Consider the following 26,672-nt stretch of genomic DNA (forward strand, 5'->3'; position numbering starts at 1 on the left):
TTTTTTTATTTTTAAAAGATGAAAACCGAAGACATTTACCAATTATATACCAAACATTTTCTTGTAGATACAGACACCAGAACTATTAGAAAAAACACTATTTTCTTCGCCTTAAAAGGCGATAATTTTAATGGAAATGCATTTGCTGCAGAAGCACTAAAGCAAGGTGCTTCTTATGCTATTGTAGATGAAGAAAAATATAATAACCACTCTAATATTATTTTGGTTGATGATGTTTTAGAAACGTTACAAGAATTGGCAAAACACCACAGAAAAACGTTAAACATTCCTATTATTGGACTAACTGGTAGTAACGGTAAAACAACAACCAAAGAATTGATTAACGCTGTTTTATCTACAACCTATAAAACGAGTGCCACCAAAGGAAATTTAAACAACCATATTGGAGTGCCACTTACACTACTCTCTATGACGCCTAAAACTGAAATAGGCATTGTAGAAATGGGCGCAAATCATAAAAAAGAGATTGCCTTTCTGTGTACTATTTGTAATCCTGATTTTGGTTATATCACCAATTTTGGAAAAGCACATTTAGAAGGTTTTGGCGGAATTGAAGGCGTTATAGAAGCTAAAAGTGAGTTATACACCTATTTAAAAGAGCATAATAAGACTGCCTTTATAAACCCACAAGATTTATTACAAGTAGAAAAAACAAAGGATATAGAATCTATTCCGTTTCTAGAAGGTTTGCAATTTATGGAGGTAAATCCGTTTGCAAAATTAGCTTTAAATTCTAATGAAATACAAAGTAATCTTATCGGGAAATACAATTATACAAACATTGCAGTTGCTTGCACCATTGGGGATCATTTTAAGGTTTCTAATCAAGAAATAAAAGCTGGAATAGAAAACTATATCCCAGAAAACAATCGTTCGCAAATCATTAAAAAAACAACGAATACCATTATTTTAGATGCTTATAACGCGAATCCTACGAGCATGAAAGCTGCCTTAGAAAATTTTGAAGAAATTAAAGCAAAAAGTAAAACCGTTATTTTGGGTGATATGTTCGAGTTGGGAAAAACGAGCTTAGAAGAACATCAAAGTATTGTAGACTTCGTAGAAAATCTACATTTTGACCATTGCTTTTTTGTTGGAGAAAATTTTTATCAAACTAAAAAGAAGAACTCTTTATTTAAAACGTTTGAAGACTTGTTAAGCCATCTAAAAAACAATCCTCTTAAACATCAATCAATTCTGATTAAAGGTTCAAGAGGAATGCGTTTAGAAAGACTGTTAGATATTCTTAGTTGATATTATTATCCAATAAAAAGATACAAGACCGCTTCGCTTTTAAGAAACAAGAATCAAGACTAAACCTAACTTTATTCTAAAAGAGTTATAATTTAGAATATTATGACTGCAATATCTCGATAAAAATATTTTTAATCGGACACTATTATTATTTAATATTATTTCTATGATATTCTAATAAGTTATCAATAGGTCTTTGTATAACATCAGTTATTACTAGATTGTTTTTCCCTGCCATTTCTTCTAAGATATCTCTAAAGTAATGTGCTATAGATCCAATAAAGTAAATAGGTGTTTCTGCTGTTTTGTTGTATGGTAAAATTCTATATTTAAAAAACTCTTGAAAACCTGCTGTAATAATTTCTTTAATATATTTTTCTTCTTTAAAATCGAACATAAATTTCGCAAAAGAAGCTAAGTACATATTTGGGTTTGGTTCTCTGTATAAATTTTTCTTAATATAATCTGGATCAAGATCAAACTCTTCTTTAAATTTCTCAGCAATTTCTACAGGCATATTGTTATAGAAATAATCAATAATCAATTTTTTACCAAAGTAATTACCACTTGCTTCATCCATTAAAATATATCCTAGAGAAGGTACTAACATCTCCATGTTCTTACCATCATAATAACAACTATTAGACCCCGTACCTAAAATACAAACTAAAGCAGGATCATTACCTGTTGCCGCGTAAACAGCCGCTAACATATCTTCTGAAATAACTATTTTTGCATTCACAAAAATAGATTCTAAAATAGTTTTTAAAATCTGAATAGGTTTTGGAGTACCACACCCAGCTCCATAAAAATGAATCTCTTCTACATCATCTTTAACATTAATTAATTGAAACATGTTAATGATTCTGTTATAAAGTTCTTCTGCTGGAACTATAGCAGGATTTAAACCAAGTGTCCTTGTTCTAAAAGCCTCTTCCTTATTTTTATTTATAGCAATCCAGTCTGCTTTTGTAGAACCTCCATCTGCAATTAAAATCATAATTATATTGTTTTACCCAAAGATATTACAACTAAAATTGATATACAATAGGAAATCAATATTCAATCGTTTTCGTATTAAATATTTTATTTTGATTGAGTATAACATTTATGAAACACGTTAAATTATTGTAAATTTGTATTAAAATAATGATATGATCTTTTTTAAAAAGAAAGAAATTCCTTTAATCAATTTTTTTCCAGATAGTTTTGTAGATATTCATTCACATTTACTACCAGGAATAGATGATGGAGCAAAAAATATAGAAACCTCTATAGCATTAATCACTAAGATGCACTCTTATGGTATTAAAAACATCATCACAACACCTCATGTATTGGGAGACCTTTATCAAAACTCTTCGGATACTATAAAAGACAAACTTAGAGAAGTACAAGCAGCACTGCAAAGAAAAAATATTACAGATGTTACCATAAATGCAGCTGCAGAATACATGATGGATGAGCAGTTTTCTGAATTATTAGAAAAAAATGACATCCTTACAATAAAAGACAATTATGTTTTGGTAGAAATGTCTTATTTCAGTGCGCCTATCAATCTTTATGAAATTCTCTTTGAAATACAAGTCAAAGGTTATAAGCCCGTTTTAGCACATCCAGAACGCTATAGTTTTCTTCACAATGACTTTAACCATTATTATAAATTAAAAAAAGCAGGATGTATGTTTCAGTTAAATTTATTATCCCTTACCGAGCAATATGGAAAAGGAGTGCAAAAAATTTCTGAAAAGATTTTAAAAGAAAATTTATATGATTTTGTTGGTACAGACACACATCATAACAATCATTTAGAACTTCTAAAAAAGATAGGCACTAAAAAGAATTTAGAAAAAATTAAGCACCTCTTAGATAATAATAAAAAATTCATATAAATTAACAAAAAAAGCATCCAAATGGATGCTTTTTTTATATGAATCTCTATTTAGCTTCTTACGAGCGCATTAAGTCTTGGTGACTTCAGATACTGAAACAAGTTCAGTATGACAAAGTCAGAGGATTTTATTAACTTAATATTCTTTTATACCAAGGTTTCTTAACGGTTTCTACATACGCATTTCCATAACCGTAACCATAGCCGTAACCATAGCCATAACCTCTTGTCATATCTGTATCATTTAAAACAATTGCCATGTTTGGTAATTTCTTTTCATTGTATAAAGTCTGCGCAACATTTAACATACGTTTGTCTAAATAATTAGCTCTAGAAACATATAAGAACATATCTGCATACTTAGAGACCAATAAGGTATCCGTTACTAAGTTTACTGGAGCAGTATCTACAATAATATAATCATAGTCCTTTTTAACCTCTTCAAATAATTCTTTCACCTTAGAATGCAATAACAATTCAGCAGGGTTTGGTGGAATAACACCAGATGCAATAATATCTAATCCTTTAATTTCTGGAATAGAAAATTTAATATCATCTAAAGATATTTTTTCGTTTGTAATAAAGTTGGTAATTCCTTTGCGTTCTGGTATCCCTAAATATTCTGTAACTTTAGGAGCTCTAAGGTCCATGCCTATTAATAATACTTTTTTATTAGAAAGTGACAATGCCGCTGCAAGGTTAATAGAAATAAACGATTTTCCTTCACCACTGGTCGTAGAAGTGATAAAAATTGTTTTTCCTAAATCATTCTCTTTACGAGGCAACATAAAATCTAAATTGGTTCTTATCAAACGAAAAGCCTCCGCAGTACTTGTTCTTGAGTCATTTCCAATCACAATTTTCTCTTTGGTGTCAGAATGAGGAACGTCACCAAGAAAAGGCACTGTGGTTAACTCTTCAATATCTTTTCGAGTATGTACTTTTGTATCTAAGAGGCCTTTCAAGTAAATAATGATGAAAGGAATTAATACTCCTAATAACAATGCACCTAAGAAAATAATTTTTCTTTTTGGTGAAACGGGTATTCCATTACTATAGGCAACATCAATAATTTTTGCATTAGGTACGGTAACCGCGAGAGAAATGGCAGTTTCTTCCTTTTTCTTTAATAAATAAGAATACAAACCAGATATAATTTCTTGTTCTCTTTCAATATCAATATAGCCTCTTTCTAAAACAGGAATTGCAGATACTTTCGAGTTTATTTTATTCGCTTCGGTATTAATTTGAGCATACTGTGTTTGTAGCGAAGCAATTAAATTTGAAATACTATTCCTTAAATTCAATTTCAACGAATTAATCTCCTTTTGGTATTGTATTATTTGAGGGTTTTTATCACCAGCGTTTACACTTAAACGATTTTTATAAACAACTAATTCATTGTATGCTTTGATAGATTCTGAAATAGATCCTTCCGAAAAGCCTAAATTTTGTGGTAAAGTTTCGTCTGTATTAGACTGATTTTTTATATTTTTTAAAACACCTTCTGCAATATTTAATTGTGTTTTAATATTAATTAATTTTTCATTATTTAAAGAAGCAGTTTGTAAAGCAAGTTCTCCTTCAGTAGAAAGACCTGTAATATTATTATCTGTTTTAAAATCCTTTACCCGGTCTTGAATCTCATTCAAATCTTTCCCGATAGCAGATAAACGATCATCAATAAACGTTTTTGTTTTTTGAGAAACTTCACTTTTATCTTTAATAGCATCTAAATTATATTGTGTCACCAGTTCATTTAAAAAGTCTTCTGCTTTTTCTTTAATTGGGTGGGTAAAAGACAACAATAAAACGCTCGAGTTTTTATCCACACTGCTAATTTTAACAGCAGATTTGTAGCTATCTATTACACTACTTCTTTTTAACACAGTTACATAAATTTTATGTGCTTCTTTAAATTTGAAGTTATCGGTTTGTTTCACCCTAAACTTACCAATACCTGAATTTACAATTTCATCAAACTTATGATGAGAAACAAAGATGTCTTCAGAATCCTTTAATTCAAACTTATTTTGTGAAATAATATTAACAGTAAAAGAAGTATCTTTTACTTGTTTAATTAAAGATTCTTTATCCGTGTCATATATTATTTTAATAGGGTTATTATCATATACCTCTGTTCTTTTTACTCTACCTTCTTGGAAATAAAGTGTTGTTAAATTTAGAGTATCAACAACAGATCCAATAATTTTACGAGATTTTAAAATTTCAATTTCATTGTCTGTATTATTAGAAGAACCACTACCAACAATCCCCATATCTTTAAAAGCCTCTAACTCTTTTGAAATTCCTGACTTTTGATTGTCTTTTATCAGGATGGAAGTAGAAGCACTATACTGTGGTGTACTATATCTTAAATAGACAAATGCAAAAATAAGTGAAAAAATCCCACCAAGAACGAACCATTTCCAATGAAACAAGTACTTTTCTAACTCCTCACGAATATTTAAAGTTTCACCTTCTTCATTACTTTTAAAACTTGTATTTTCTTTATGTATTTGCATTTTTTATCTTGTTAAAATAGATACTAAAGTAATAATCAAACTTGTAACGGATATAATTAAGGTGCTATTCGAATTGGAAGAAGCTGATTGAATTCTTGCTTTGTTATGTTCTACATACACCACATCATTTTGTTGTAAATAAAACACGGGAGAAGACAGTGTTTTATTGGACAATAAATTCACTCGATATTTCACTTTTTTATTATTTTCCTCTCTTATCACCAACACATTGTCCCTTTTACCTGAAATATTTAAGTCTCCCGCCAAACCAATCGCATCCAAGATGCTAACTCTTTCGTTAGGTATAGTATACGTACCTGGTTTTTTAACATCTCCATATACGGTCACTTTAAAATTTGCTATACTTATGTTAATCGTTGGGCTAGCAACATAGTCGGGAGATAATTTTTGTTTAAATAGGTCTAATGCAGCTTCTCTTGAAAGCCCTCCTAATTTTAACTTCCCTAAAATAGGGAAATCTATTTCACCTCTACTATCTATTAAATAGGTCTGTTGTTTAGGTGTTCCTGTTGCTGTACCTGCAGTACCAAAAGTTACAGCTGGTAGATTAAAAGGTAAAGTTGCTTCAATATTATCTGAAGAAATGGTGATTTGTAACAAATCATCAGGCTTAAAAATCGTCTCAAAATTATTATTTACCTCAGATTGGTTAATCTCATCAAATTGAAAATATGCAATATCTTTATTAGAAACACAGGATGACATTACAATCACTAACAAAAAGAGAATCGTTGTAATTCTATTCATTTTTTTTTTTTGCGAAAATACTATTTAATATTGACTTCTTTAAGTTTCACATCTAATATCTCAAATTCCGAGTTATTAGAAACATATTCAGGAACTAACGTTTTCATTAATGCCACCAACTCACTATTATTTAGTTTATCAAAATTAAGAGATAAATCATCAATTTTAATTTTAACGATAGAATTATCAATTTTTTGAGTCTTAGCAATCATTATTTTATCATGGTAGGTTTTTGTTGTATTCTCACCATCTGCTAATAACTCTTCGTATAACTTTTCTCCTGGTCTTAGACCAGTAATTTTTATATCGATGTCTTCTGGATATCTTAATCCTGATAAATAAATCATTCTTTTTGCTATTTCAAAAATCTTAACCGATTTCCCCATATCAAAAATATAAATTTCTCCTCCTTTACCCATCGTACCTGCTTCTAAAACCAAACTACACGCTTCTGGAATGGTCATAAAATACCTCGTAATTTTCTTATGAGTTACCGTTAAAGGGCCTCCATTTTCTATTTGCCTTTTAAATAATGGAATTACGGATCCATTAGAACCTAAAACATTACCGAATCTTGTAATTGTAAATTTTGTTTTTTTAGACTTCTTACTAACACAACTAATATATAGTTCTGCAATTCTTTTAGAAGCGCCCATAACATTTGTTGGGTTTACAGCTTTGTCTGTAGAAACCATGACAAATCTTTCAATTTTATATTCAACAGATAAATCTGCTAAATTCTTAGTTCCCAATACATTTACTTTAATTGCCTCATAGGGCGATTTTTCCATTAAAGGCACATGTTTATAGGCTGCCGCATGAAACACTCTTTGCGGTTTATATTTCTTAAATATTCGTTCTACTTTAAATCGATCTCTTACATCTGATACTATTGCTACAAAGTTTGTAATTCCTTTTTGAATTAATTCTTGTTGTAAATCGTAAAGGGGTGATTCTGCTTGATCTATTAAGATGATCATTTTACAATTGTACAAACTTAACTGTCTAGAAATCTCACTTCCTATGGATCCTGCAGCACCAGAAACTAATATAACTTTATCATTTACCTCTCTTTGTACAATTGGATTGTCTATAATAATAGGAGCTCTATCTAATAAGTCTTCAATCTTAATCTGTCTAATTTGGTTTGCATTTAAATCTCCATCTATCCATTTAGATAATGGTGGTACTATTTTAACGTCAATATCCAAATCAATAAATTTATCTGTTATCGCCAATAATCTATTGGATTTAATATTTTGGATAGAAATAATTACTTCATCAACAGCATGTTTTTCTATAAACTGTTTTGTAATATGTTTAGGGTTGTGAATCTTAACTCTATCTATTTTTTTTCCAATTTTATTTTTATTATCATCTATAAATCCAATAACATCATAATTATTTTTTTTATCCCTGTTTAAAGCACTAAAAGCAATAATCCCAGAATCTCCTGCTCCATAAATCAAAACATTATGAATTGTATCTAATTCTGTGGATAAGACTTCAAAAAAGGCCTTAAAAATAAATCTACTTAAAATAAGGACTAATGTAGTTACTAAATAATGAATAATAATAATGGATTTTGGAATGTAAAAAGAATCGATTACTTTAAAAAAAACATTAAAAGTTACAGCCAAAAGTAGTAACAAGCAGACTAATGAACTTGCAATAAATACATTAAAAGCATCTCTAATACCCGTATGTCTTATTATTCCTTTATAAGAGCCTACTGTTAAAAAACTTATCAGCGCAAAACCTAAAACATAAGGTATTTGATTTAATAAATTAGAGAAGTTAAAATTGAAGCTTACATTAAAGCGTATAAAATAAGCGATAAAAAAAGAGGTAAAAACTAAGAATATGTCTATCAATAAAACTAGCCACTTAGACGCATATTTATTTAGGGTTCGTAGAAAAAAGGTTCTTATCATTTTTTAGTTTTCTAGTTTTTTTTTTACAAATCTACAAAAATTTCTTAATGGATTCTGAAATTTTGATTAAATCATTTTTTTTGAGGGTAGATCCAGATGGAAGACAAATTCCTTTTTGAAATAAATTTTCTGCAATTTCGCCACCATAGTATGGATACTCTTTAAAAACAGGTTGTAAATGCATCGGTTTCCATAAAAAACGAACTTCAATGTTATTTTTCTTAAGTACATCCATCAGTTTATACTTTTTATTAGCAACCTCTTTCATTTCTAAAAGAATACAACTTAACCAATGGTTTGAGACAAAATCTATTGACGGTTCCTTTAAAAAACACACTTCCGAAAAGCACTTAAAAGACTCTTTATAAAAATCATTAATTGTTCGTCTCTTTTTAAGATATGCATCCAGCTTTTTAAGTTGGGTAATTCCAATAAGTGCACCTAAAGAGTTCATTCTGTAGTTATACCCTATTACTTTGTGTTCATAATGCCTTTCATTTTCCTTAGCTTGTGTAGCGTGAAAAAAGGCTTTTTCTTTTTCTATTTCTGTATTACAGATTAAAGCTCCGCCACCTAAAGTAGATACAATCTTATTATTGTTAAAAGAAAGAATTCCAAAATCTCCAAAAGCACCACATTTCTTCCCTTTGTAATCTGCTCCTAAAGCTTCTGCTGCATCTTCAATTAATGGAATATTGTATTTACGAGAAATACCAACTATTTCATCAATTTTTGCTGGCATACCATACAAATGGACAAAAATAATTGCCTTCGGTTTTTTCCCTTTTAAGATTCTATCTTTTATAGCGCATTCTAATTGAATAGGACACATATTCCAAGTATCATTCTCACTATCAATAAAAATAGGAGTTGCATTTTGGTAGATAATTGGGTTTATAGTAGCAACATACGTTAATGATTGACATAAAACCTCATCTCCTTTTTCTACGCCACTTAAAATTAATGCCAAATGAATGGCTGAAGTTCCCGAATTTACTGCTAATACACTTTTCTGATCCTCATAGAACGACTCTAATGATTTTTCAAATTCTGCAACAACATCAATATCTATTGATGAAAAGGAAGTTTTTAAATCAATATCTATAAGAGACTCAGATAAAGGAATTTTATGTTGCATTGTTAATTTTTGCTTTTTTAGCTAGCAATCTAAAAAGGAAAATATAAAGTAAAATAAAAAGTATAATCACACCAAAAAACACTACTAATTGAGTTGTCATATCTAACTTATAGGTTTTAAGGATGATAAAATTAACTACTAATTGAAGTACTCCATATCCCAAAGAAACTTTTAAATGTGATATTTTAGATACATCAACCAATTTTTGATACACATGGTGCCTATGAGGATCTAAAATACTTTCCTTCGTATATATAATTCTATACAGCATTGTAAGAGCGGTATCTACTCCATAAACTAAAATTAACAATAATAATATTGGAGAATGCAATTCTAAAACAAATAAAAACCCGATAAAAAAGAGCAACATTCCTATAGCAATACTTCCTATATCTCCTGCAAAAAAAAGCGCTTTTTTTCTGAAATTATAAAACCCAAAAACAAGAAGAGACAAACCAGAAAACACAATTAAATCTGTATGAACAATCGCTTCATTTAAATTGATAAAATACATACCAGACAATACAGCCAAACTATACATACCTGTTATACCATTAATACCGTCCATAAAGTTGAACATATTAATTACTGCAACCCCCAACACTAAACAAAGTACTGAATAATACAATGGAAAAACAGGAAACGCCGCTTGAAATAAGATTAAGGATATTGCAATTATTTGAAAAGGAAACCGAACTCTTGAACTCAAAGTGTAGATATCATCTAAAAAACTAACAAAAGAAATTAAAAACAAACCTAAAACAAAAAAGGGATATTGAAAATCATTCATAAAGAAGAATAATAGAATTGCAATCGGAAAAATAATTCCCCCTCCTCGTATTGTTACTTTCGTATGCGAACTTCTTTCATTGGGTTTGTCTACAATATTAAATTTATTAGCCAACTTTAAATACACAAAAGAGGCTACAATTAATATACATAAAACGATTAAATTCTTCTCCATAAACTTAAAATGATGCTATTGTTTTTTTGATTCCTTCTTCTACTGATAAAGGTAATTCTTTTTGAAGTGCCTTTTTAATCTTTACATTAGATACTTCGTAATTTTCTGTCAATTTTTGTACCCTTTCAGAATTAACAGGTAATGGTAATACATCTCCTACTTTTGCTAAAACCTCCACAAAAAACTTTGGAATATTTAAAACTTTAGCAGGTTTCTCTATGACATCCCCTATAATTTTAACCAAAGCTGTGGTAGATAAAGAAGCATCATCAGCCACATTATATACACCAGATGGTACGTTTTTATTTTCTATCAACTCATTGATAACAAAACATAAATTTTCGACAGAAACAAAAGATCTTGCATTTTCATACTTTCCAAAAGGATACGGAATTCCTTTAGATACAAAAGTGTACAACAAATTTAAATTTCCTTTATTATTAGGACCATGAATCATGCAAGGTCTTAAAATATACACTCTTTTATTTTGAGGTATTTCTTGTGATAAAATATAAGCCTCTGCTGCTAATTTAGATTTCCCATACACCGTAACAGGATTTGGTGTTACCTCTTCTGTTAAAAGCCCTTTTACTTCATCTGCAGCTGCTTTTACAGAACTCATATAAATAAAAACTTCACAATTACTTTCTAAAAATTGATTAAAAAGTGTTTTAGTCAATTCTGTATTTACTTCAAAATATGTTGCGTCTTCTGATGTTTTTTTTAAATCGTGTGCTTTCCCTGCTAAATGAATAAAACTCTTAGCTTGGTTCAATTTTTCTAAACTTAAAGTTTCATAACTAAGCTCTTCATTCTTTGGCGTTCTAGATACACCAACAATTTCTTTTTTCTGTTTCTTAAAATAATCTATCAAATTAAGACCAACAAAACCTTTATTTCCTGTAATGATATGCAAATTACTTTTCATCAATTACTTTTTATTTAAAAACCCAATTATTTTCCAAAAGCCTCTTAACTGTACTTTTAAATAACTAAATTTTATATTATTTCTGGTCAATGCTTTTTTTATTTCTTTTGAAATTAATTGATAACTACTAAAACCAGAACTACTTACACCACCTATTAACATAGACGTAGTGGTAATCTCAGAAAATTTCCAAGTGATTTTATGTTGTAAGAAAAAACGAGTAATCAATTCATAATCTGCTCCAATGGTAAAATCTAAATGGTAAAGTCCATATTTTTTGAACAAATCTCTTTTAAAAAATATCGCTGGATGCGCAGGCATAAAACCTATTTTCAGCTTTTCTGGATTCCAATTTTTAGCGGAATATTTTCTTACCGTTTTCTCTTCTTCATTAAATTGTAAAATATTACCTACAGAAGCATCCATATTTTTATTTTTTAAATGAAAATTAGCTACATTTTCTAGTACTTTTTCATCTGTAAAAATATCATCAGAATTTAAAATCCCTACAATATCTCCTGTAGCCATTTCAATCCCTTTGTTCATGGCATCATACAAACCTTTATCTGGTTCAGAAACCCATTGAGATATCATAGATTTATATTTCTTTACTAAATCTATAGTACTATCTTTAGACCCCCCATCTACTACAATGTATTCTATATTCTTGTATGTTTGTGCTTGTACAGATTTAAATGTTTTTTCAATAGTTTTTTCGCTATTGTAACAGACTGTTATTATGGAAATTTTCATTTTTATTTTTCTAGATTTCTTAAATAAGATTCTGCAGCTTTAAAATTCGTTAATTTTGATGCAGTGAGTACAGCACTCTTTGATATTTCTTGTTTTTCTTGTATGCTCATTTTATTAATATATTCAATCAAAATTGCTAATTCTTCAACATTACCTGCTTCGCATAAAAACCCATTTTCTCCATGCTTAATAACACCATCAAAACCTTCGTCTTTGGCTGCAATTGTTATACAACCTGCTGCCATAGCCTCTAAATAAACTAAGCCATAGGCTTCATTTTTACTAATCATTATAAAGCAATCACTTTCTATCATTTTCTCCCACACTTTATCACGTGTTACTCTTCCATTTAAAGTAACATTTTCTGAAAGCAATTTTTCTTTTATTTTTGTTTCGATTTTATTACTTTCAAATCCACCTCCAATATAATCTAATTTATAATCATTATTTTTATATACTATTGTTAAAGCATCAATTATTTCACTTGGATATTTTCTTTTTATTAAAGTCCCTACAAAAAGAAAAGATGCTAATTTTGCATTAAACTTCTTTACATTTTTATTCTCTGTAAATCTTTCAGGTATACCAGAATAACACATAAAACTATTTTTTTCATCAACTCCAAATTGTTTAAAACTAGCTTTTATAGGGGCACTTCTAAAGCCAAAAACATCAATACTACTTAATATTTCTTTTGTATTATTTTTATATAAATTAATTAAAAAATCTGCTTTATGATGAAAAACTAAGGAAGTAACAGCACTCGAGAATCTTTTTTTTAAGAGCGTTATTAATTCTAACTGTGGATTCTCCCAATGCCCTACAATAATATCAGGTATAAAATTAGATTGGTCTAACTCTTTAAAAATTTTTTCTTCTTGCCTCTCTATTGTTTTTTTTGCAAACCTAAACCTTGGAAAGCTTTTATATATTGGCATTCTTATTACTATAACACCATCCAAATGATATTTATAAACTTGAGTTAATCTTTGGTTAGGAATATTAGTACCCGTAAATGCGGCTATTAATTTTGAGAAAATTGACGCCAAAAAATAAAAAAACTTATGATAAAATGCCAAATTATGTATTACTATAACTTCACAATCCATTTTAATCCATTCCTTTGTAAAATAATGGACTATAGGTGTAAAGGTTTCATTAATATCTTTCCCAGGGTATATAGAGGTTAATATTACAATTTTTCTTGTCATTTTTAATACGTTTAATAATTAATATATTGAACTTTCTAAGTAAACTAAATAGTTTATTATTAATTTCAGTATTAATTAAATTTATATATTTTTTTAATTTGAAAATAATTTTCAAAAATAGTGAATTGATCTTCATCATACCTCCTAATATTTATATACTTTTTTCTTCATCAAATTTTATTTATTTCGAATAACTATTTTTAAATAGCACCTAAAAAATTATAGAGAATTTATTATTTATATGTAAAAAAACAGACCAACTTAAAAACTACTATTTCTTTGAATATATCCATTACCACAAACAAATCATGTGTATTCAATATTGCAGTGTTAAAATTCTATTTATTTTTTTTCATTATTCTAAAACCAGTATTGAACATCTAGAAGGTTTAGAGAATATGGATATATAAATAAAATCATATATTCTTTTTAATAGAAACTTTAAAACAATAGAGTTGTATATTAATTAGTTGTATGATACTTAAAGATAAATATCTATTAAGTTAAGCCAATTCATCATACTCAATTAAATAATAATGAGCCCAAACCTAAAAAAATCTACACAATTTTGTATAGTTATAATTATAAATTTAATTAATCTCTTATTTTTTTTGGGAGTAAATAATACCCAAAGGCAAAAATAATAAAACCGAAAAATATAAAGCTCCTGTAAAAGAATGTTGAACGAAACCTTGTATAAAAATGATATAAACCCAAATATAATCTTTGTCTACTTTAATTAATCTATTCATACGTTTAAAACCTCCATAAAATACCGGTAAAATCAATAACAAACCTAAAATACCGGTTGCCATTAATATTTCTAATATAAAATTGTGTGGATATATTCCGAACTCTATTCCTCCTCCAAAAATAGGATAGTTAAAAAATTCAGATAATGCTTGATTCCAAATAATACTTCTATTATTATCACCCGTTTCAGCTGTTTCAACAGTTCTTGCAAAAATAGAGCTACCTGTTTTTATAGCCCCCCAAATAAGTATTGGAATACTTAATATGAAGGCCGCTAAAAATTTAAATTTATTTTTTACTGAACCATATAAAACAAACAAGGGTAAAGAAAACACAATAGCGATTAAAGACCCTCTAGAAGCACCAAGGAAAAACATCATTAATGACAAAGTTATCGTAAGATAAAGATATACTTTATAAATTCTTGTTTTATATTTATTAAATACAATTTCAAATATACATAACATTAAAGAAAGAGCTCCCCCATAAGATAATGCTAATGGATTTAAAGTACTCTCATCAAAACCTTCATATTTTGCCATCGATATTCTTCCTATTCCAGCAGCTAGCATATCTTTATACAAATAAAGAGATATTAAGCCCATTAAAAAACCTGAAAATATAAAAGATTTTAAAATATTTTTTTTAAAATCAGAAAAGTTTATTGAAGAAAACATTAAAAAAGGCAGAATACAAAAATTTATCGAATAAAAGATATACTCAAACCAATTTTTAGATAATAACAATGTTGAATTATGATGTAATAAAACTTTTATAAAATAAAAAAACCAAAAAACTATAAATAAAAAAATAATAGTTCTTTTTTGTTTATCCATACTGTTTTTCTTGAGGAGACAAAAAATAACATAGCTCATTAATAAAGTGGTAATTAATCTAATTGGAACAGTAACTGCTCTTGAAGAATTACCAAACCCCAATGATATTACTATAGCCAAAACAGCATAAAATCCTGAATAAGAAAAAAAAGTTATAATAAAAACTAGCCTACGAATCATGAACAACTTATTTATATTCTTTCAATATTTTAAAATAGCTTTTGATAATTTTTTTTGAAATTACATTTTCTTTAAAATTACATAAAATATGATTATGTAATTTTTTATCTTGATTTTTAATCAATAATTTATTGACAGCAACTCCTATATCTCTCACAGAATAAGGGTTTACCAATTCGGCAAAAGGGTGAAAGTATTCTTTTGGTCCCCCTACATTTGTTAATACAACTTCACATCCATAATAGGCCGCATTTAAAGCAACAATACCTACTCCTTCACTTATACTTGGTAAAGCAAATACTTTTGCTTTTTTATACAAATCAATCATTTCTTCTTCTGTTATAAAACCAAGAACTTTAATATTCTTACAATCACCAATCTCATTAAGCAATGGTCTAAATTGCTCTTCTGAACCTTTTGCTCCAGCCAATACCAATTTAAATTTGTACTTTTTTGCAGCTTTAATTAACCTAATAACATTTTTACGTTCTTGATAAATTGAACTTATATGTAAACAAAAGTTTTCTTTTTTTAAATTATGATTATATTCTTTACAAATTTCATCATCAAAACTTAATGGTACTTTAAAAATTTTTGAAGATTTTAAGTTCATGGACTTACTAAAAAAGAGAGATTCATAATCGGATCTTACAAAAACCCCTTTAATATATGGTAAGGACTTTTTTAATGCATACGTGGGAGAATATAACCGTAATTTTTCAAAACCAACAAAAGTAGATAGCTTATACATAAAAGGACTTTGTATAGAGTCAATTATCGGTGAAATAACTATGTTTTTATTTTTTTTAGACAATACTATAATAAAAGCATGTAACCAAATACCTGTTCCAAAAATATGTAAAACATCATATGTTTTCCAATCATAATTACCCCACACATTAAGCTCATCTACAGTATGTCCCTGAGAAACAAGCCCTTTACTCCATTCTCTCGCTTGATTTTTAACACCATTAGAATTACCTGATATTATAGCTGATTGACCTAAAAAAAAACCTATTTTCATAAACACACTTTTAATATTACAAATTTAGGCAAAATAATTCGCTCTACCTTCTGAGTACAATTTAAGCATACAAAATTAATATACTATGAATACGATACTCAGATTCTGTTTTAAATTTTCTTTTCCTTTATTAGGAAATCGATTACTTGGTCAGCTCCGTATAAACTCAAATGATCATCATCAAACATATAAGGAGTTTTAGTTTTATTATCATAATGCTTAAATTCACTCCTTAAAAATAAGTCAATATAATTTTTTACTGGAACTAATTTTTTTAGATTATTATTTAATAAAAAAGAGTTTTCATCTATATAAGACTTTTCTTTTTTACCAATCATCTTAAAAGCTTCTACTCTAGAAAAATTAATATTATATTTTTCAGTTTGACCAAGAATTATTAATTTTATTCCAAGTTTTTCTACAAAGAATATAGTTTCATTGATACCTTTTGCTAAATCTACATCATTTTCATAATCTTTAAAGGTGTGATAATTTACCCAATGGCCAGAAAGAATAATTACATCTATTTTATCCTTATTAGTAACAATAAAGTTTTCAAAGATATCTTGAAATTGCTTACTAGCCATTTTTTCGCCTTGAAAATTAATTAAAGGTAGAGTACCAACTACTGTATGTTCTATGAAATTATATTTACTACTATCTAATTTACTTCTCAAAGAAAGGGAGTATTGGGCTGCATGGCTATCACCTAATAACAAAACATTTTTTTTATCAAAATTGATACATAAGCAATCTTTATAGTTAATCTTTTTCATATGGTGACAAGTACCAGAATGGAATTGCTTAGCTCTAGTAGCTTCATAATGTTGTCTATATTCAGAAAGAGCTACGACATCTTCACTAAATAAGTGATTATTTAAGGGAAAAAAATATGCTAAACCCGAAATGAGAAGAGTAAAAAAAGTTGTAACAAGGATTGCATTTACAGATATAAATTTTGTTTTCTTTTCAATAAAAGTATAAGTTAAAACTGATAATATAACTGATAATATTAATAAACTAATTATTACGTCCCACCCATTATAATCAAAATATTTCGAAATAACATAAATAGGCCAATGCCAAAGGTATAGACTATAAGAAATACTTCCAACATACTGTATTCCTCTATTTTTGTAAAAAGAATACTCTTTATGGATTGCGATTAATAAAAATGAAGATATAGTTGGCAACAATGTTAAAGCTGATGGCCAAACATCATTATCTGTAAAACAGAAAATACTTATAGCTAAACCCAAAAAGCATAAATAAGTAATTAGTTTCTTTAAAACAATAGATATGTTTGTTTGAAAAAAATCACTATAAAGAAATGCAACACCACCTAGCATCATTTCCCATGCTCGGTGTGTAAATGAGAAAAAACTAATTTTAGTATAATTAGTCGGTAAAAAATTATTAAAAATAATTATCAGAAAAAAAGATAAGATTGTTACTGTTAAAAAGATAACTTTAAATTTCTTGTATTTTTTTAAATAAATTTTTCTAATTAATATTAAGAAAAGAGGGTAAATCATGTAAAACTGCCATTCTACAGAAAGAGACCAAGTATGCAGAAGTATATTAGACTGTGCTGACGGATCAAAATACCCAGAATTAAATAAATAATAATAGTTCGATAAAAATAGACTAGAAAACAATGAATAAAGAGATAATTGCCTAAAATCTATCGGAAAATACAAGAAATAAGTACTGATTAAAACACCTATTATCATAACAATTAATACTGGTAGAATCCTAGTTAATCGTCTTTTGTAAAATTCACTTAAAATAAATGAGTTTGTTTGAAATTTTTTCAATATTATTCTTGTCATTAAATAACCACTTATAACAAAGAAAATATCAACTCCAACAAAGCCACCTTCAAAAAAAGGTATTTGGTAGTGAAAAAAAACTACTACTACAACCGCTAACGCCCTTAAAAACCCAATATCATATCTAAAACTCATACAATGTATAATAACTATTATTTAGCAAATTCTTCCAAAACATTAAAAGGAGCTACTTCTAAAAGATTCTTTTGAATATTCTTTAAATTTAAATTAATATTTAAATATTCAGAGTATTCTTTAAATTTCTCAAATTCTTCCTCTATATTAAAATCGTCCATCTCTTTTAAAGGAATTGGGTTGTATTCCTTTATGCCTACTGATGAAAAATAATCTAAAAACTTAATATTTTCTCCATGCCATTGTATTTTAGAATACTCATACCAAAGAGCAGGTATAGAATAAGCTTGTGCTACAATTACACCATGCAATGATGATGAAATAATTTTTTCACAAGATAAAATTTCATTTAAAATATCCTCTATATCTCCAATTAAATTAATCACTTTTATTCCGTGTTTTTCTTCATAACCTGCAAAGTGTTCATATTGCGTGTGATGAGGTATCATACCTAATTTATAGGTTTTCTTAACCTTTGGATTATAAACCAAAGGTAAAAGCAATGCTGGATCTCCGAAAACAGACGGACAAACATACCCCAACTCTAATAATCTTTTTTGAGTATATTTACCTCGAACCGCTAAAAACTTACCGTTATCTACCTTTTCATTATTAAATAAAATACCACTACCCCATACAATTCTCTTACCACTACCCCAACCTATAATACTACCTATAGAAACAATATAATTACCATTTAATTTAAGTGTCTTTAAAACGTTTTTTAAAATATCTAAACCATAATAACCTAATACTAGACCTTTTAAATATGCTAGTATTAATTTAATAGAACTTCTATTAATAATAACTTGAGACACTTCATTTCCTGAAATCTTTTTTATTAAGTAAGGGCCTAATTCATCTCCGAAATTACCATATTTCCCTTTTTTATTAAACCAATATACATTTACTTTACTTTTCATTATTTAATTTTTATTATTTGTAATTAATTTAAATTTAATTTTATATACTCTTTTTAATAAAGGTCGTGTTAAGTTTTGTAACTTATATTTTCTTTTACCAAAACTTAAAAAACGTATTTTATATTCTAAATTTATTCTTTTTAATAATATACTTGCCGTTTCCTCATCAAGCATATTTGTCTCAAAAAGAAACAATACATCCTTTATATATTGAGCTATAATAGCCAAATTAGACAGTTTTGACAATCCTCCTTTGCTTGAAATATTATTCATGTGCTTTCTATAAGAAACCAAATCCTTATTAACTCTAGTAAAGCCACCTAATAATAAACTTCTTAAGACTAAGACAGTATCCTCTGTAGGACATTTTTTTGTAAGAGGTTCAAAATGGTTTAGCATTTTTTTACTAACAATTCTACCTGGTGCAAATAACTCAATTTTTTTTAAATTTAAATAATCTTCTAGAGTATTAAATTTTTCTTGATAAGGCAATTCGATTTTCTTTACAAATACCCCATTCTCATCTATTATTTCACCACTAAAATCAACCATATTACCAATAGCATCATTTTCTATTACCTTTACCGCCTCTAATACATGATTTGGCTTAGAAATATCATCTCCCGCACAAGTTAGTAAATAATCTCCTTTAGCAGTATCATACAAAATTTTAGATACATGATCTCCTAACCCTAAATTTTTTGAATTTCTATTCAATACAATTGTGTGTGGTCCCTTATATCCTTGTACAGTTTCTTCAATTATTTTATAAGTTGAATCTTTAGAACAATCATCTGAAATAATAATTTCTAAGGGAGTATAAGTTTGTGATAGTGCACCAGCAATTGCATGCTCTATATATTCTTCTTGATTATATGTAAAAAGACAATATGAAACTAATTTATTTTTCATTCTAAAATTAAATATTTACGTAATTAAATGATTAACAAGCCTTCTAAATCTTCTTCTTCCCATCCCCTTCTTACATCGTTTCTAATTAACTTTGCAGGAAACCCAGCGACTAAGACATTTTCGCCTAATTCACAATAATTTTTAGTTAACAAACTATTTGAGCTGACGGTAAAGTAATCTGGTGTATGTGTTGACTTCATAATTGACACTCTTCCACCTATGTAATTATATTTTCCAATTTTAATCGAACCAATCTTTTCATAAGTTACATTACTTTTCAAGTCTTTCATTGAATGAAATGATGTATCAATCAACTGAGATTCATATCCAATTCTAGCAAAATCATCAGTTGTAATTGAATTCATACAAATAATCTTACCATTTGCCCCTATCGAAGAAAGGTGCCCCATTTCAAGAACTGCATCATTATTAATATATATTGAATAATCTAATCCTATCTGAACATGACCATTAAACACTATTAACCCTTTTAATGTTAATTGTGCATTCTTTTTGGATACTTTGAATAATTCATATTTCTGACCAAAACCAATCATTCCAAATTTAATTGGTGCATTTATTTTTACCTTACCTTTCGAACATTGAAGTTTTACTTTTCCATAAAAAACAACAGGCATTTTTTTTGCAATTTTAAATGGAAACATTTTAAAATTAAAATAAATAGTTTTCAACCAATTTATTGACAAATAAAAGTTGATTTTATTAAATAAATATTTCAATAGTTTAATAATGAAGTTCATTGTTATTTGTTATTTGTTATTTGTTATTTTTTAAACGGAAATTTAAATAGATTTCTCTAAGATTTAACCTTTTATCCAGTTCTATAAAAGAATAATAAATAGTAGATATAATTAATACTATTCCTAAAGGATATCTGAGTAAACTGTTAGACACAAATGTAATACCTAATCCAATAAAGCAAATTAATAAACTGACTAAAAAAACTTTATAGAAAGTAAGGCTAAAGAAAAAAGAATATTTATACTTCGTTATAAGCAACATACCTAATAGATGAATAATATAATTTACAATAAATGAGATCCCAATCCCAGTTAATCCCATAAGCATATAACCACTTATATTACATAAAAAAAAAACAGTATTAAAACCTACCCCTGTTTTAATAAGTAATTTACTCTCTCCTTTTGCCAATAATATAAAACCCAATGACCAAGAAACTGCTCTAAAAGCCATACCTATAATCGCAAAATTTACCATTTGTACAATAGGTATAAACTTATTACTGTAAAAAAATTGAATTAATAAAGGTGAGAAAATTAAAAAAACAACAATTATTGGGATCAAAATTAAAAGTACAATAAGAGCTTGTTGCTCTACAGTTTCTTGAACTAAATCATTATCTGTATTTACAGCTGATAACCTCGGATAATAATCTGTAGCCATAGCCGAAAAAATCATTCCAACATATGTATTGACAATTGCAAAACCAGCTGTATACAAACCAACAATCTCAACCCCGCCTATATTACTTATGTAAATTTTCAAGAAATAGGCAGCAATCATAGTAAATATCCCATTCAAACTAATCATTACGCCCATTTCAACCATAGCTTTACTTTCCTCAATTGTTTTCTTCCCTGATACCTTAACTTTAGTTACGTCAACTTTAAGAGAAAAATATTTTGACACAATTAAACTTATTATAGATGTAATTATAATTGCAGGAACAATAGCATCAATCTGAAAAAAATAATACAAGGGAACAGTAACAATTAATCCAATTAAACTACCCACTAAATTTGCTTTAGCCAGATAATTAATTTTATGCAAACCCTGCAATATAACTAACTGACCAGTTGTTAATTGTTTAAACAGTAAAGTAATAGAAATCCACATAAAGGCAAAAGAAAATTCAGAATTACCAAATGTAAATTCACTAAGCCATGAAGAAAAAATAAGAGTAATAATAGTTCCTAAAATTCCTGTAAACCAAATTAACTTCCTTAAAACAGTTACAATTGTTCCTACCTTATTAACATCTCCACTAGCATTCGCAACAGAAACATTTTTAATAGCACTTGTATTTAGACCCAAATTTGTAAAAGCCCCTATCAAATCTAATGTAGAATTTAATAAAGAAGCAATACCCATCCCTGTAGTACCAAGAAATATTGCTATAAATTTAGACCGAACTATCTGAATAATAATTTGAAAAAATTGAACACCTCCTAAAATTGAAGTAGCTTTAACCACACCACGATAAGACGATTTCTTTACGTCTTGCATTAATACTTATTTAAAATATCAACTATTATTCTCATATCTTCTTCCAACATTACTGCACTCATCGGTAAACTAAGAACTACCTCATGTATCTTTTCTGTAATAGGAAAAGACAAATGGTTCATTTCTTTATATGCGGGTTGCTTATGCGGTGGTATTGGATAATGAATCAATGTTTGAATACCATTCTCTGCTAAATAAGATTGTAATTCATCTCTTTTTTCAGTTTTCACAACAAATAAGTGCCAAACATGCCCTTCTTGATTTAAAACCAAAGGCAACACAATTTTTGAATTCTTAATATTTTCTAAATAATAATTAGCTACTTTCCTCCTAGCAGCAATATCTTCTTGAATATATTTTAATTTAACATCTAAAAAAGCTGCTTGAATCTCATCTAGTCTTGAGTTTAATCCTTGAAATTTGTTCTCATACTTTTTGTGTGATCCATAATTGCGTAATGCACTAATAGTACTTGCTAATTTCGAATCGTTAGTAGTTACCGCACCACCATCTCCAAGAGCACCTAAATTTTTACCTGGATAAAAACTATGTCCTGCTGCATCTCCAATAGCTCCTGAAATTTTTCCTTGAAATTTTGCTCCATGAGATTGAGCTCCATCTTCAATCAATTTTAATTTAAATTTAGAACATATATCTAACATTTTAACATCTATAGAGTTTTGTCCATATAAGTGTACTGTTAATATTGCTTTTGTTTTACTTGTAATAGCAGCTTCTATTAAATCTGAATCAAGATTAAATGTTTCTAAATTAGGTTCAACAAAAACAGGTACTAGATTATTATCTGTAATAGCCAAAATAGAAGCAATATATGTATTAGCAGGAACAATAACCTCATCCCCTTTTTCCATAACTCCCATTTCTAAATATGCCTTAAAAATTAAACGCAAAGCATCTAATCCATTGGCAACACCTAAACAGTAATCTACATTACAGTAGGAAGCAAAATTTTTCTCAAAAGATTCTAACTCTTTCCCCATCAAGTACCACCCAGAATCTATTACCCTAACTGCTGCTTCTTTTAGTTCTTGCTCGTATTGAGCATTTATTTTTTGTAAATCTAAAAACTTAATCATTCTGGATTATTTTTATTAGTTGTTCATTTTTCCTGGTAAATTTATTACCTTTTTTATCTTTGAAATCGAGATCTAAAATATCTCCCATACAAGAAACATAGCCAATTTTTTTCGCAGGGTTTCCTACCCAAAGCTCATTTTCCCCAACATCTTTTGTTACAACTGCACCTGCACCAATCATAGCTTTCTCCCCAATATTATTCCCTGCTATAATAGTTACATTTGCACCTATAGATGCTCCTTTCCTAATTATTGTTTTAGAAAAAGATTTTGGATACTTTTTAGACCTTGGAAGTAAATCATTAGTAAATGTTACATTTGGCCCAATAAAGACATCATCTTCTAAAGTAACACCGTCCCAAATTTGAACACCACTTTTAATAGTAACATTATTTCCTATAATAACATCATTTTCTATAAATACATGGGAATTGATATTACAGTTTTCACCAATTACAGCGTCTTTTAAAACAACAACAAATTGCCAAATAGTAGTTCCTTTACCAATTTTACTTGATTGTACTTCAGATAATTTATGATTAAAAAAAATCATGATCTAAACTTTAAATAATCATTGTAATCTCTCAAATAGTCATTCTCATCATACTTATGAGAAGCTAACACTAAACAAATTGACCCAGAAGAAAAATTAATTTCTGAAGCCCAAATACCAGGTGGAATATGTAAACCTCTAAATGGTTGATTTAACATAACTGTTTTTTTCACATTACCATCATCTAATAAAACTTCAAAACTACCCGAAGCCGCTACTAAAAATTGATGGCAATCTATATGTGCATGTGCTCCTCTGTCTTCACCTCCAGGAATATCATATAAATAAAAGATTCTATTTACGCTAAAAGGAATATGAATATCATTTTCAATTGCAGTAATATTTCCAGATCTGTTTTTAACTTTCGGTAACTCTATTAAAGAACAGTCAAAAACTGTATTATTTTTCAACATATTATTTGTTTTTTTTAAATTCTTCAAAGTCTCTTATATAATCATTCTCATTAAAAGTTGTACTAGAAACCACTACTGCTAAAGTATTTGTTGAAAAATTTTCCATATGACGCCAAAGTCCATTAGGAACATATAACCCATAATATGATCTATTTAAAGAAAATTTCTTTTCTTGGTTCCCGTCTTTAATAATCACATCTAAACTTCCTGAAAGTACAACAATTAACTCTTGTTGTTCTTTAAAAGCATGCCCTCCACGAATTTCTCCACCTGGCACATCATAAATCCAATAAGTACGTTTAATTTGAAAAGGTACATGATTATTAGATTCTAAAAAACTTAAATTACCTCTAGGATCTAATATTTTTGGTAAATTTATTATTTTTACTCTCTCTATCATATTTTTACAATTTTTTTAGATATTCGCCATAACCACTTTTACCATACTTTTTAGCAGTTTCTAATAATTGATTTTCATCAATAAAACCATGTAAATAAGCAATTTCTTCGATACAGGCTATCTTTTTATCAGTCCTTTTCTCTATAACCCGTACAAATTCTGTTGCCGCATCCATAGAATCGACTGTACCTGTATCTAACCATGCCATTCCTCTTGTCATTATACCTACTTCTAATTCTGATTTATCTAGATACATTTGGTTTAAAGTTGTAATCTCTTTTTCACCTCTACTTGATGGTTTTACTTTCTTAGCAAATTCAACGACACGGTTATCATAAAAATATAAACCAGGTACCGCATAATTTGATTTTGCTAATTTGGGTTTTTCTTCCAGACTAATTACTTTATTTTCACTGTCAAATTCAACAACTCCATAACGCTCTGGGTCATGAACTGGATATGCAAAAACTGCAGCTCCTGTAATATCTTTTTTACTACGGAGTAAAGCTCCAAAACCACTTCCATAGAAAATATTATCACCCAAAACTAGTGCTACTTTATCATTACCTATAAACTCTTCACCAATAATAAATGCTTCTGCTAAACCATTTGGTTCTGCTTGAATGGCATATTCAAATTTACAACCGACCTGAGAACCGTCTCCTAATAATTTTTTAAATGACGCTTGATCGTGAGGTGTTGTTATAATTAATATTTCTTTAATACCTGCTAACATTAGTACCGATAGCGGATAATAAATCATAGGTTTGTCGTAAACAGGTAATAACTGTTTACTTACAGCAATTGTTAATGGAAATAGTCTAGTTCCTGAACCTCCAGCTAATATAATTCCTTTCATATTATTTATATTGTTTGTTATAATATTTTTCGTATTCTCCACTTACAATACGATCCATCCATTCAGTATTATTTAAATACCAATCAATCGTCTTAGATAATCCTTGCTCAAAAGTAACTGAAGGCTCCCACCCCAATTCTTTATTGATTTTGGAAGCATCTATGGCATAACGTAAATCGTGACCTGGTCTATCTTTTACATAAGTAATTAACTGCTCACTTTCCCCTTCTATTCTATTCAACTTTTGATCCATTTGCTTACACAACAATTTAATCAAATCAATATTCTGCCATTCATTAAACCCACCAATATTATAGGTTTCTTCATTCTTTCCATTGCGAAAAATCAATTCAATTGCAATAGCATGATCTACAACATACAACCAATCACGAGTATATTTTCCATCTCCATAAACCGGTAATGCTTTTTTATTGATGATATTATTAATAAATAATGGAATTAATTTCTCAGGAAACTGATTCGCACCATAATTATTAGAACAATTAGAAATTACATAAGGTAATCCGTAAGTTTCTCCATAAGCTCTAACAAAGTGATCTGAACTTGCCTTAGATGCAGAATATGGTGAATTAGGATCATAAGAAGTAGTTTCTGTAAACAAACCTTCACTTCCCAAAGTTCCATAAACCTCATCTGTACTTACATGATAGAAAAGTTTATTCTTCCAATCTTTATTCCATAAATTTTTAAATGAATTTAAAAGATTCATTGTTCCTAAAATATTGGTCTTTGCAAAAGCTAAAGGGTCTGTTATAGATCTATCTACATGAGACTCCGCTGCCAAGTGAATAACTGAATCAAATTTATATTTTTGAAAAATACTTTCAATAAATGATTCATTGGTTATATCACCCTTTAAAAAAGTATAATTCTCCTTATTTTCTATGTCATTTAAATTTTCTAAATTACCTGCATAAGTTAAAGCATCTAGATTATAAATATGATACTCAGGATACTTGTTTACAAAAAGACGCACAACATGCGATCCTATGAAACCAGCTCCACCAGTTATTAATACCTTTTTCATACTTTTTTAATTTTTATTTTATTTTATTTAATAAAAAACCATTCTAAAAAGA

At 28.3% G+C, this 26,672-nt stretch carries 24 protein-coding genes; 2 read left to right on the forward strand and 22 right to left on the reverse strand.

Annotated elements, in window-relative coordinates; genetic code table 11:
- Positions 1 to 18 precede the first annotated feature (18 nt).
- Positions 19 to 1,275 carry a UDP-N-acetylmuramoyl-tripeptide--D-alanyl-D-alanine ligase gene (locus tag WHD08_RS08220; RefSeq protein ID WP_208888572.1) on the forward strand — a complete coding sequence of 419 codons (1,257 nt, stop codon included), beginning with the start codon at positions 19 to 21 and terminating at the stop codon, positions 1,273 to 1,275.
- A 148-nt stretch (positions 1,276 to 1,423) separates the two neighbouring features.
- On the opposite strand, the gene WHD08_RS08225 is transcribed toward WHD08_RS08220, so the two are convergent.
- On the reverse strand, positions 1,424 to 2,275 hold the full coding sequence (locus WHD08_RS08225; protein ID WP_208888571.1) for an N-acetylglucosamine kinase: 852 nt from the start codon (positions 2,273 to 2,275) through the stop codon (positions 1,424 to 1,426).
- A gap of 154 nt (positions 2,276 to 2,429) precedes the next feature.
- On the opposite strand from WHD08_RS08225, the gene WHD08_RS08230 reads away from it, so the two are divergent.
- On the forward strand, positions 2,430 to 3,167 hold the full coding sequence (locus WHD08_RS08230) for a tyrosine-protein phosphatase (protein ID WP_208888570.1): 738 nt from the start codon (positions 2,430 to 2,432) through the stop codon (positions 3,165 to 3,167).
- Between the two features lie 130 nt (positions 3,168 to 3,297).
- Here the strand turns inward: WHD08_RS08230 and WHD08_RS08235 are convergent, their stop codons facing one another.
- The 21 genes from WHD08_RS08235 to rfbB all read right to left on the reverse strand — a co-directional run bounded on the left by WHD08_RS08235 (position 3,298) and on the right by rfbB (position 26,620).
- Positions 3,298 to 5,691, reverse strand: coding sequence for a GumC family protein (locus tag WHD08_RS08235; RefSeq protein ID WP_208888569.1), 2,394 nt, complete (start codon positions 5,689 to 5,691; stop codon positions 3,298 to 3,300).
- Positions 5,692 to 5,694: 3 nt separating this feature from the next.
- On the reverse strand, positions 5,695 to 6,459 hold the full coding sequence (locus WHD08_RS08240; RefSeq protein WP_208888568.1) for a polysaccharide biosynthesis/export family protein: 765 nt from the start codon (positions 6,457 to 6,459) through the stop codon (positions 5,695 to 5,697).
- Positions 6,460 to 6,479: 20 nt separating this feature from the next.
- Positions 6,480 to 8,393, reverse strand: coding sequence for a polysaccharide biosynthesis protein (locus WHD08_RS08245; protein ID WP_208888567.1), 1,914 nt, complete (start codon positions 8,391 to 8,393; stop codon positions 6,480 to 6,482).
- Between the two features lie 31 nt (positions 8,394 to 8,424).
- Positions 8,425 to 9,531 (reverse strand): DegT/DnrJ/EryC1/StrS family aminotransferase, encoded by a 1,107-nt coding sequence (locus WHD08_RS08250; protein WP_208888566.1) that lies wholly within the window; start codon positions 9,529 to 9,531, stop codon positions 8,425 to 8,427.
- Positions 9,521 to 10,495 (reverse strand): MraY family glycosyltransferase, encoded by a 975-nt coding sequence (locus WHD08_RS08255; protein ID WP_208888565.1) that lies wholly within the window; start codon positions 10,493 to 10,495, stop codon positions 9,521 to 9,523. Before WHD08_RS08255 ends, WHD08_RS08250 begins: the two co-directional genes overlap by 11 nt.
- A 4-nt stretch (positions 10,496 to 10,499) precedes the next feature.
- On the reverse strand, positions 10,500 to 11,423 hold the full coding sequence (locus WHD08_RS08260) for an NAD-dependent epimerase/dehydratase family protein (protein WP_208888564.1): 924 nt from the start codon (positions 11,421 to 11,423) through the stop codon (positions 10,500 to 10,502).
- 3 nt (positions 11,424 to 11,426) lie between these two features.
- Entirely contained in the window at positions 11,427 to 12,176 is a 750-nt protein-coding gene (locus WHD08_RS08265; protein ID WP_208888563.1) for a glycosyltransferase family 2 protein, read from the reverse strand.
- A gap of 2 nt (positions 12,177 to 12,178) precedes the next feature.
- Complete coding sequence (locus WHD08_RS08270; RefSeq protein WP_340833793.1) at positions 12,179 to 13,387, reverse strand: glycosyltransferase; 1,209 nt, start codon at positions 13,385 to 13,387, stop codon at positions 12,179 to 12,181.
- A 602-nt stretch (positions 13,388 to 13,989) separates the two neighbouring features.
- Positions 13,990 to 14,817, reverse strand: coding sequence for an O-antigen ligase family protein (locus WHD08_RS08275; RefSeq protein ID WP_340833794.1), 828 nt, complete (start codon positions 14,815 to 14,817; stop codon positions 13,990 to 13,992).
- A gap of 346 nt (positions 14,818 to 15,163) precedes the next feature.
- Positions 15,164 to 16,180, reverse strand: a complete 1,017-nt coding sequence (locus tag WHD08_RS08280) for a glycosyltransferase (protein ID WP_208891152.1) — start codon at positions 16,178 to 16,180, stop codon at positions 15,164 to 15,166.
- Positions 16,181 to 16,290: 110 nt separating this feature from the next.
- The gene (locus WHD08_RS08285) at positions 16,291 to 18,147 is read right to left on the reverse strand and encodes an acyltransferase family protein (RefSeq protein WP_208891151.1); all 1,857 of its coding nucleotides are present in this window, start codon (positions 18,145 to 18,147) and stop codon (positions 16,291 to 16,293) included.
- 17 nt (positions 18,148 to 18,164) lie between these two features.
- Entirely contained in the window at positions 18,165 to 19,070 is a 906-nt protein-coding gene (locus WHD08_RS08290; RefSeq protein ID WP_340833795.1) for a polysaccharide pyruvyl transferase family protein, read from the reverse strand.
- Between the two features lie 3 nt (positions 19,071 to 19,073).
- Complete coding sequence (locus tag WHD08_RS08295; protein ID WP_340833796.1) at positions 19,074 to 19,982, reverse strand: glycosyltransferase; 909 nt, start codon at positions 19,980 to 19,982, stop codon at positions 19,074 to 19,076.
- A 23-nt stretch (positions 19,983 to 20,005) separates the two neighbouring features.
- Positions 20,006 to 20,647: an acyltransferase gene (locus WHD08_RS08300; RefSeq protein ID WP_208891212.1), complete on the reverse strand. Its 642-nt coding sequence runs from the start codon at positions 20,645 to 20,647 to the stop codon at positions 20,006 to 20,008.
- 112 nt (positions 20,648 to 20,759) lie between these two features.
- Positions 20,760 to 22,217, reverse strand: coding sequence for an oligosaccharide flippase family protein (locus WHD08_RS08305; RefSeq protein ID WP_208891148.1), 1,458 nt, complete (start codon positions 22,215 to 22,217; stop codon positions 20,760 to 20,762).
- A 32-nt stretch (positions 22,218 to 22,249) separates the two neighbouring features.
- A complete protein-coding gene (locus WHD08_RS08310) occupies positions 22,250 to 23,347 on the reverse strand; it encodes a DegT/DnrJ/EryC1/StrS family aminotransferase (protein ID WP_208891147.1) in 1,098 nt (365 codons plus the stop codon).
- The gene (locus WHD08_RS08315) at positions 23,340 to 23,900 is read right to left on the reverse strand and encodes an acyltransferase (protein ID WP_208891146.1); all 561 of its coding nucleotides are present in this window, start codon (positions 23,898 to 23,900) and stop codon (positions 23,340 to 23,342) included. The genes WHD08_RS08310 and WHD08_RS08315 overlap by 8 nt, the downstream gene beginning before the upstream one ends.
- Positions 23,897 to 24,313, reverse strand: coding sequence for a sugar 3,4-ketoisomerase (locus WHD08_RS08320; RefSeq protein WP_208891145.1), 417 nt, complete (start codon positions 24,311 to 24,313; stop codon positions 23,897 to 23,899). The genes WHD08_RS08315 and WHD08_RS08320 overlap by 4 nt, the downstream gene beginning before the upstream one ends.
- A 1-nt stretch (position 24,314) precedes the next feature.
- Positions 24,315 to 24,713 carry a sugar 3,4-ketoisomerase gene (locus tag WHD08_RS08325; RefSeq protein ID WP_208891144.1) on the reverse strand — a complete coding sequence of 133 codons (399 nt, stop codon included), beginning with the start codon at positions 24,711 to 24,713 and terminating at the stop codon, positions 24,315 to 24,317.
- Positions 24,714 to 24,717: 4 nt separating this feature from the next.
- Positions 24,718 to 25,572 carry a glucose-1-phosphate thymidylyltransferase RfbA gene (gene rfbA, locus WHD08_RS08330; RefSeq protein ID WP_208891143.1) on the reverse strand — a complete coding sequence of 285 codons (855 nt, stop codon included), beginning with the start codon at positions 25,570 to 25,572 and terminating at the stop codon, positions 24,718 to 24,720.
- Between the two features lies 1 nt (position 25,573).
- The gene (gene rfbB, locus WHD08_RS08335) at positions 25,574 to 26,620 is read right to left on the reverse strand and encodes a dTDP-glucose 4,6-dehydratase (protein WP_208891142.1); all 1,047 of its coding nucleotides are present in this window, start codon (positions 26,618 to 26,620) and stop codon (positions 25,574 to 25,576) included.
- Positions 26,621 to 26,672: the final 52 nt, after the last annotated feature.

This window comes from Polaribacter sejongensis, assembly GCF_038024065.1.
In the GTDB taxonomy this organism is placed as follows: Bacteria; Bacteroidota; Bacteroidia; order Flavobacteriales; family Flavobacteriaceae; genus Polaribacter; species Polaribacter sejongensis.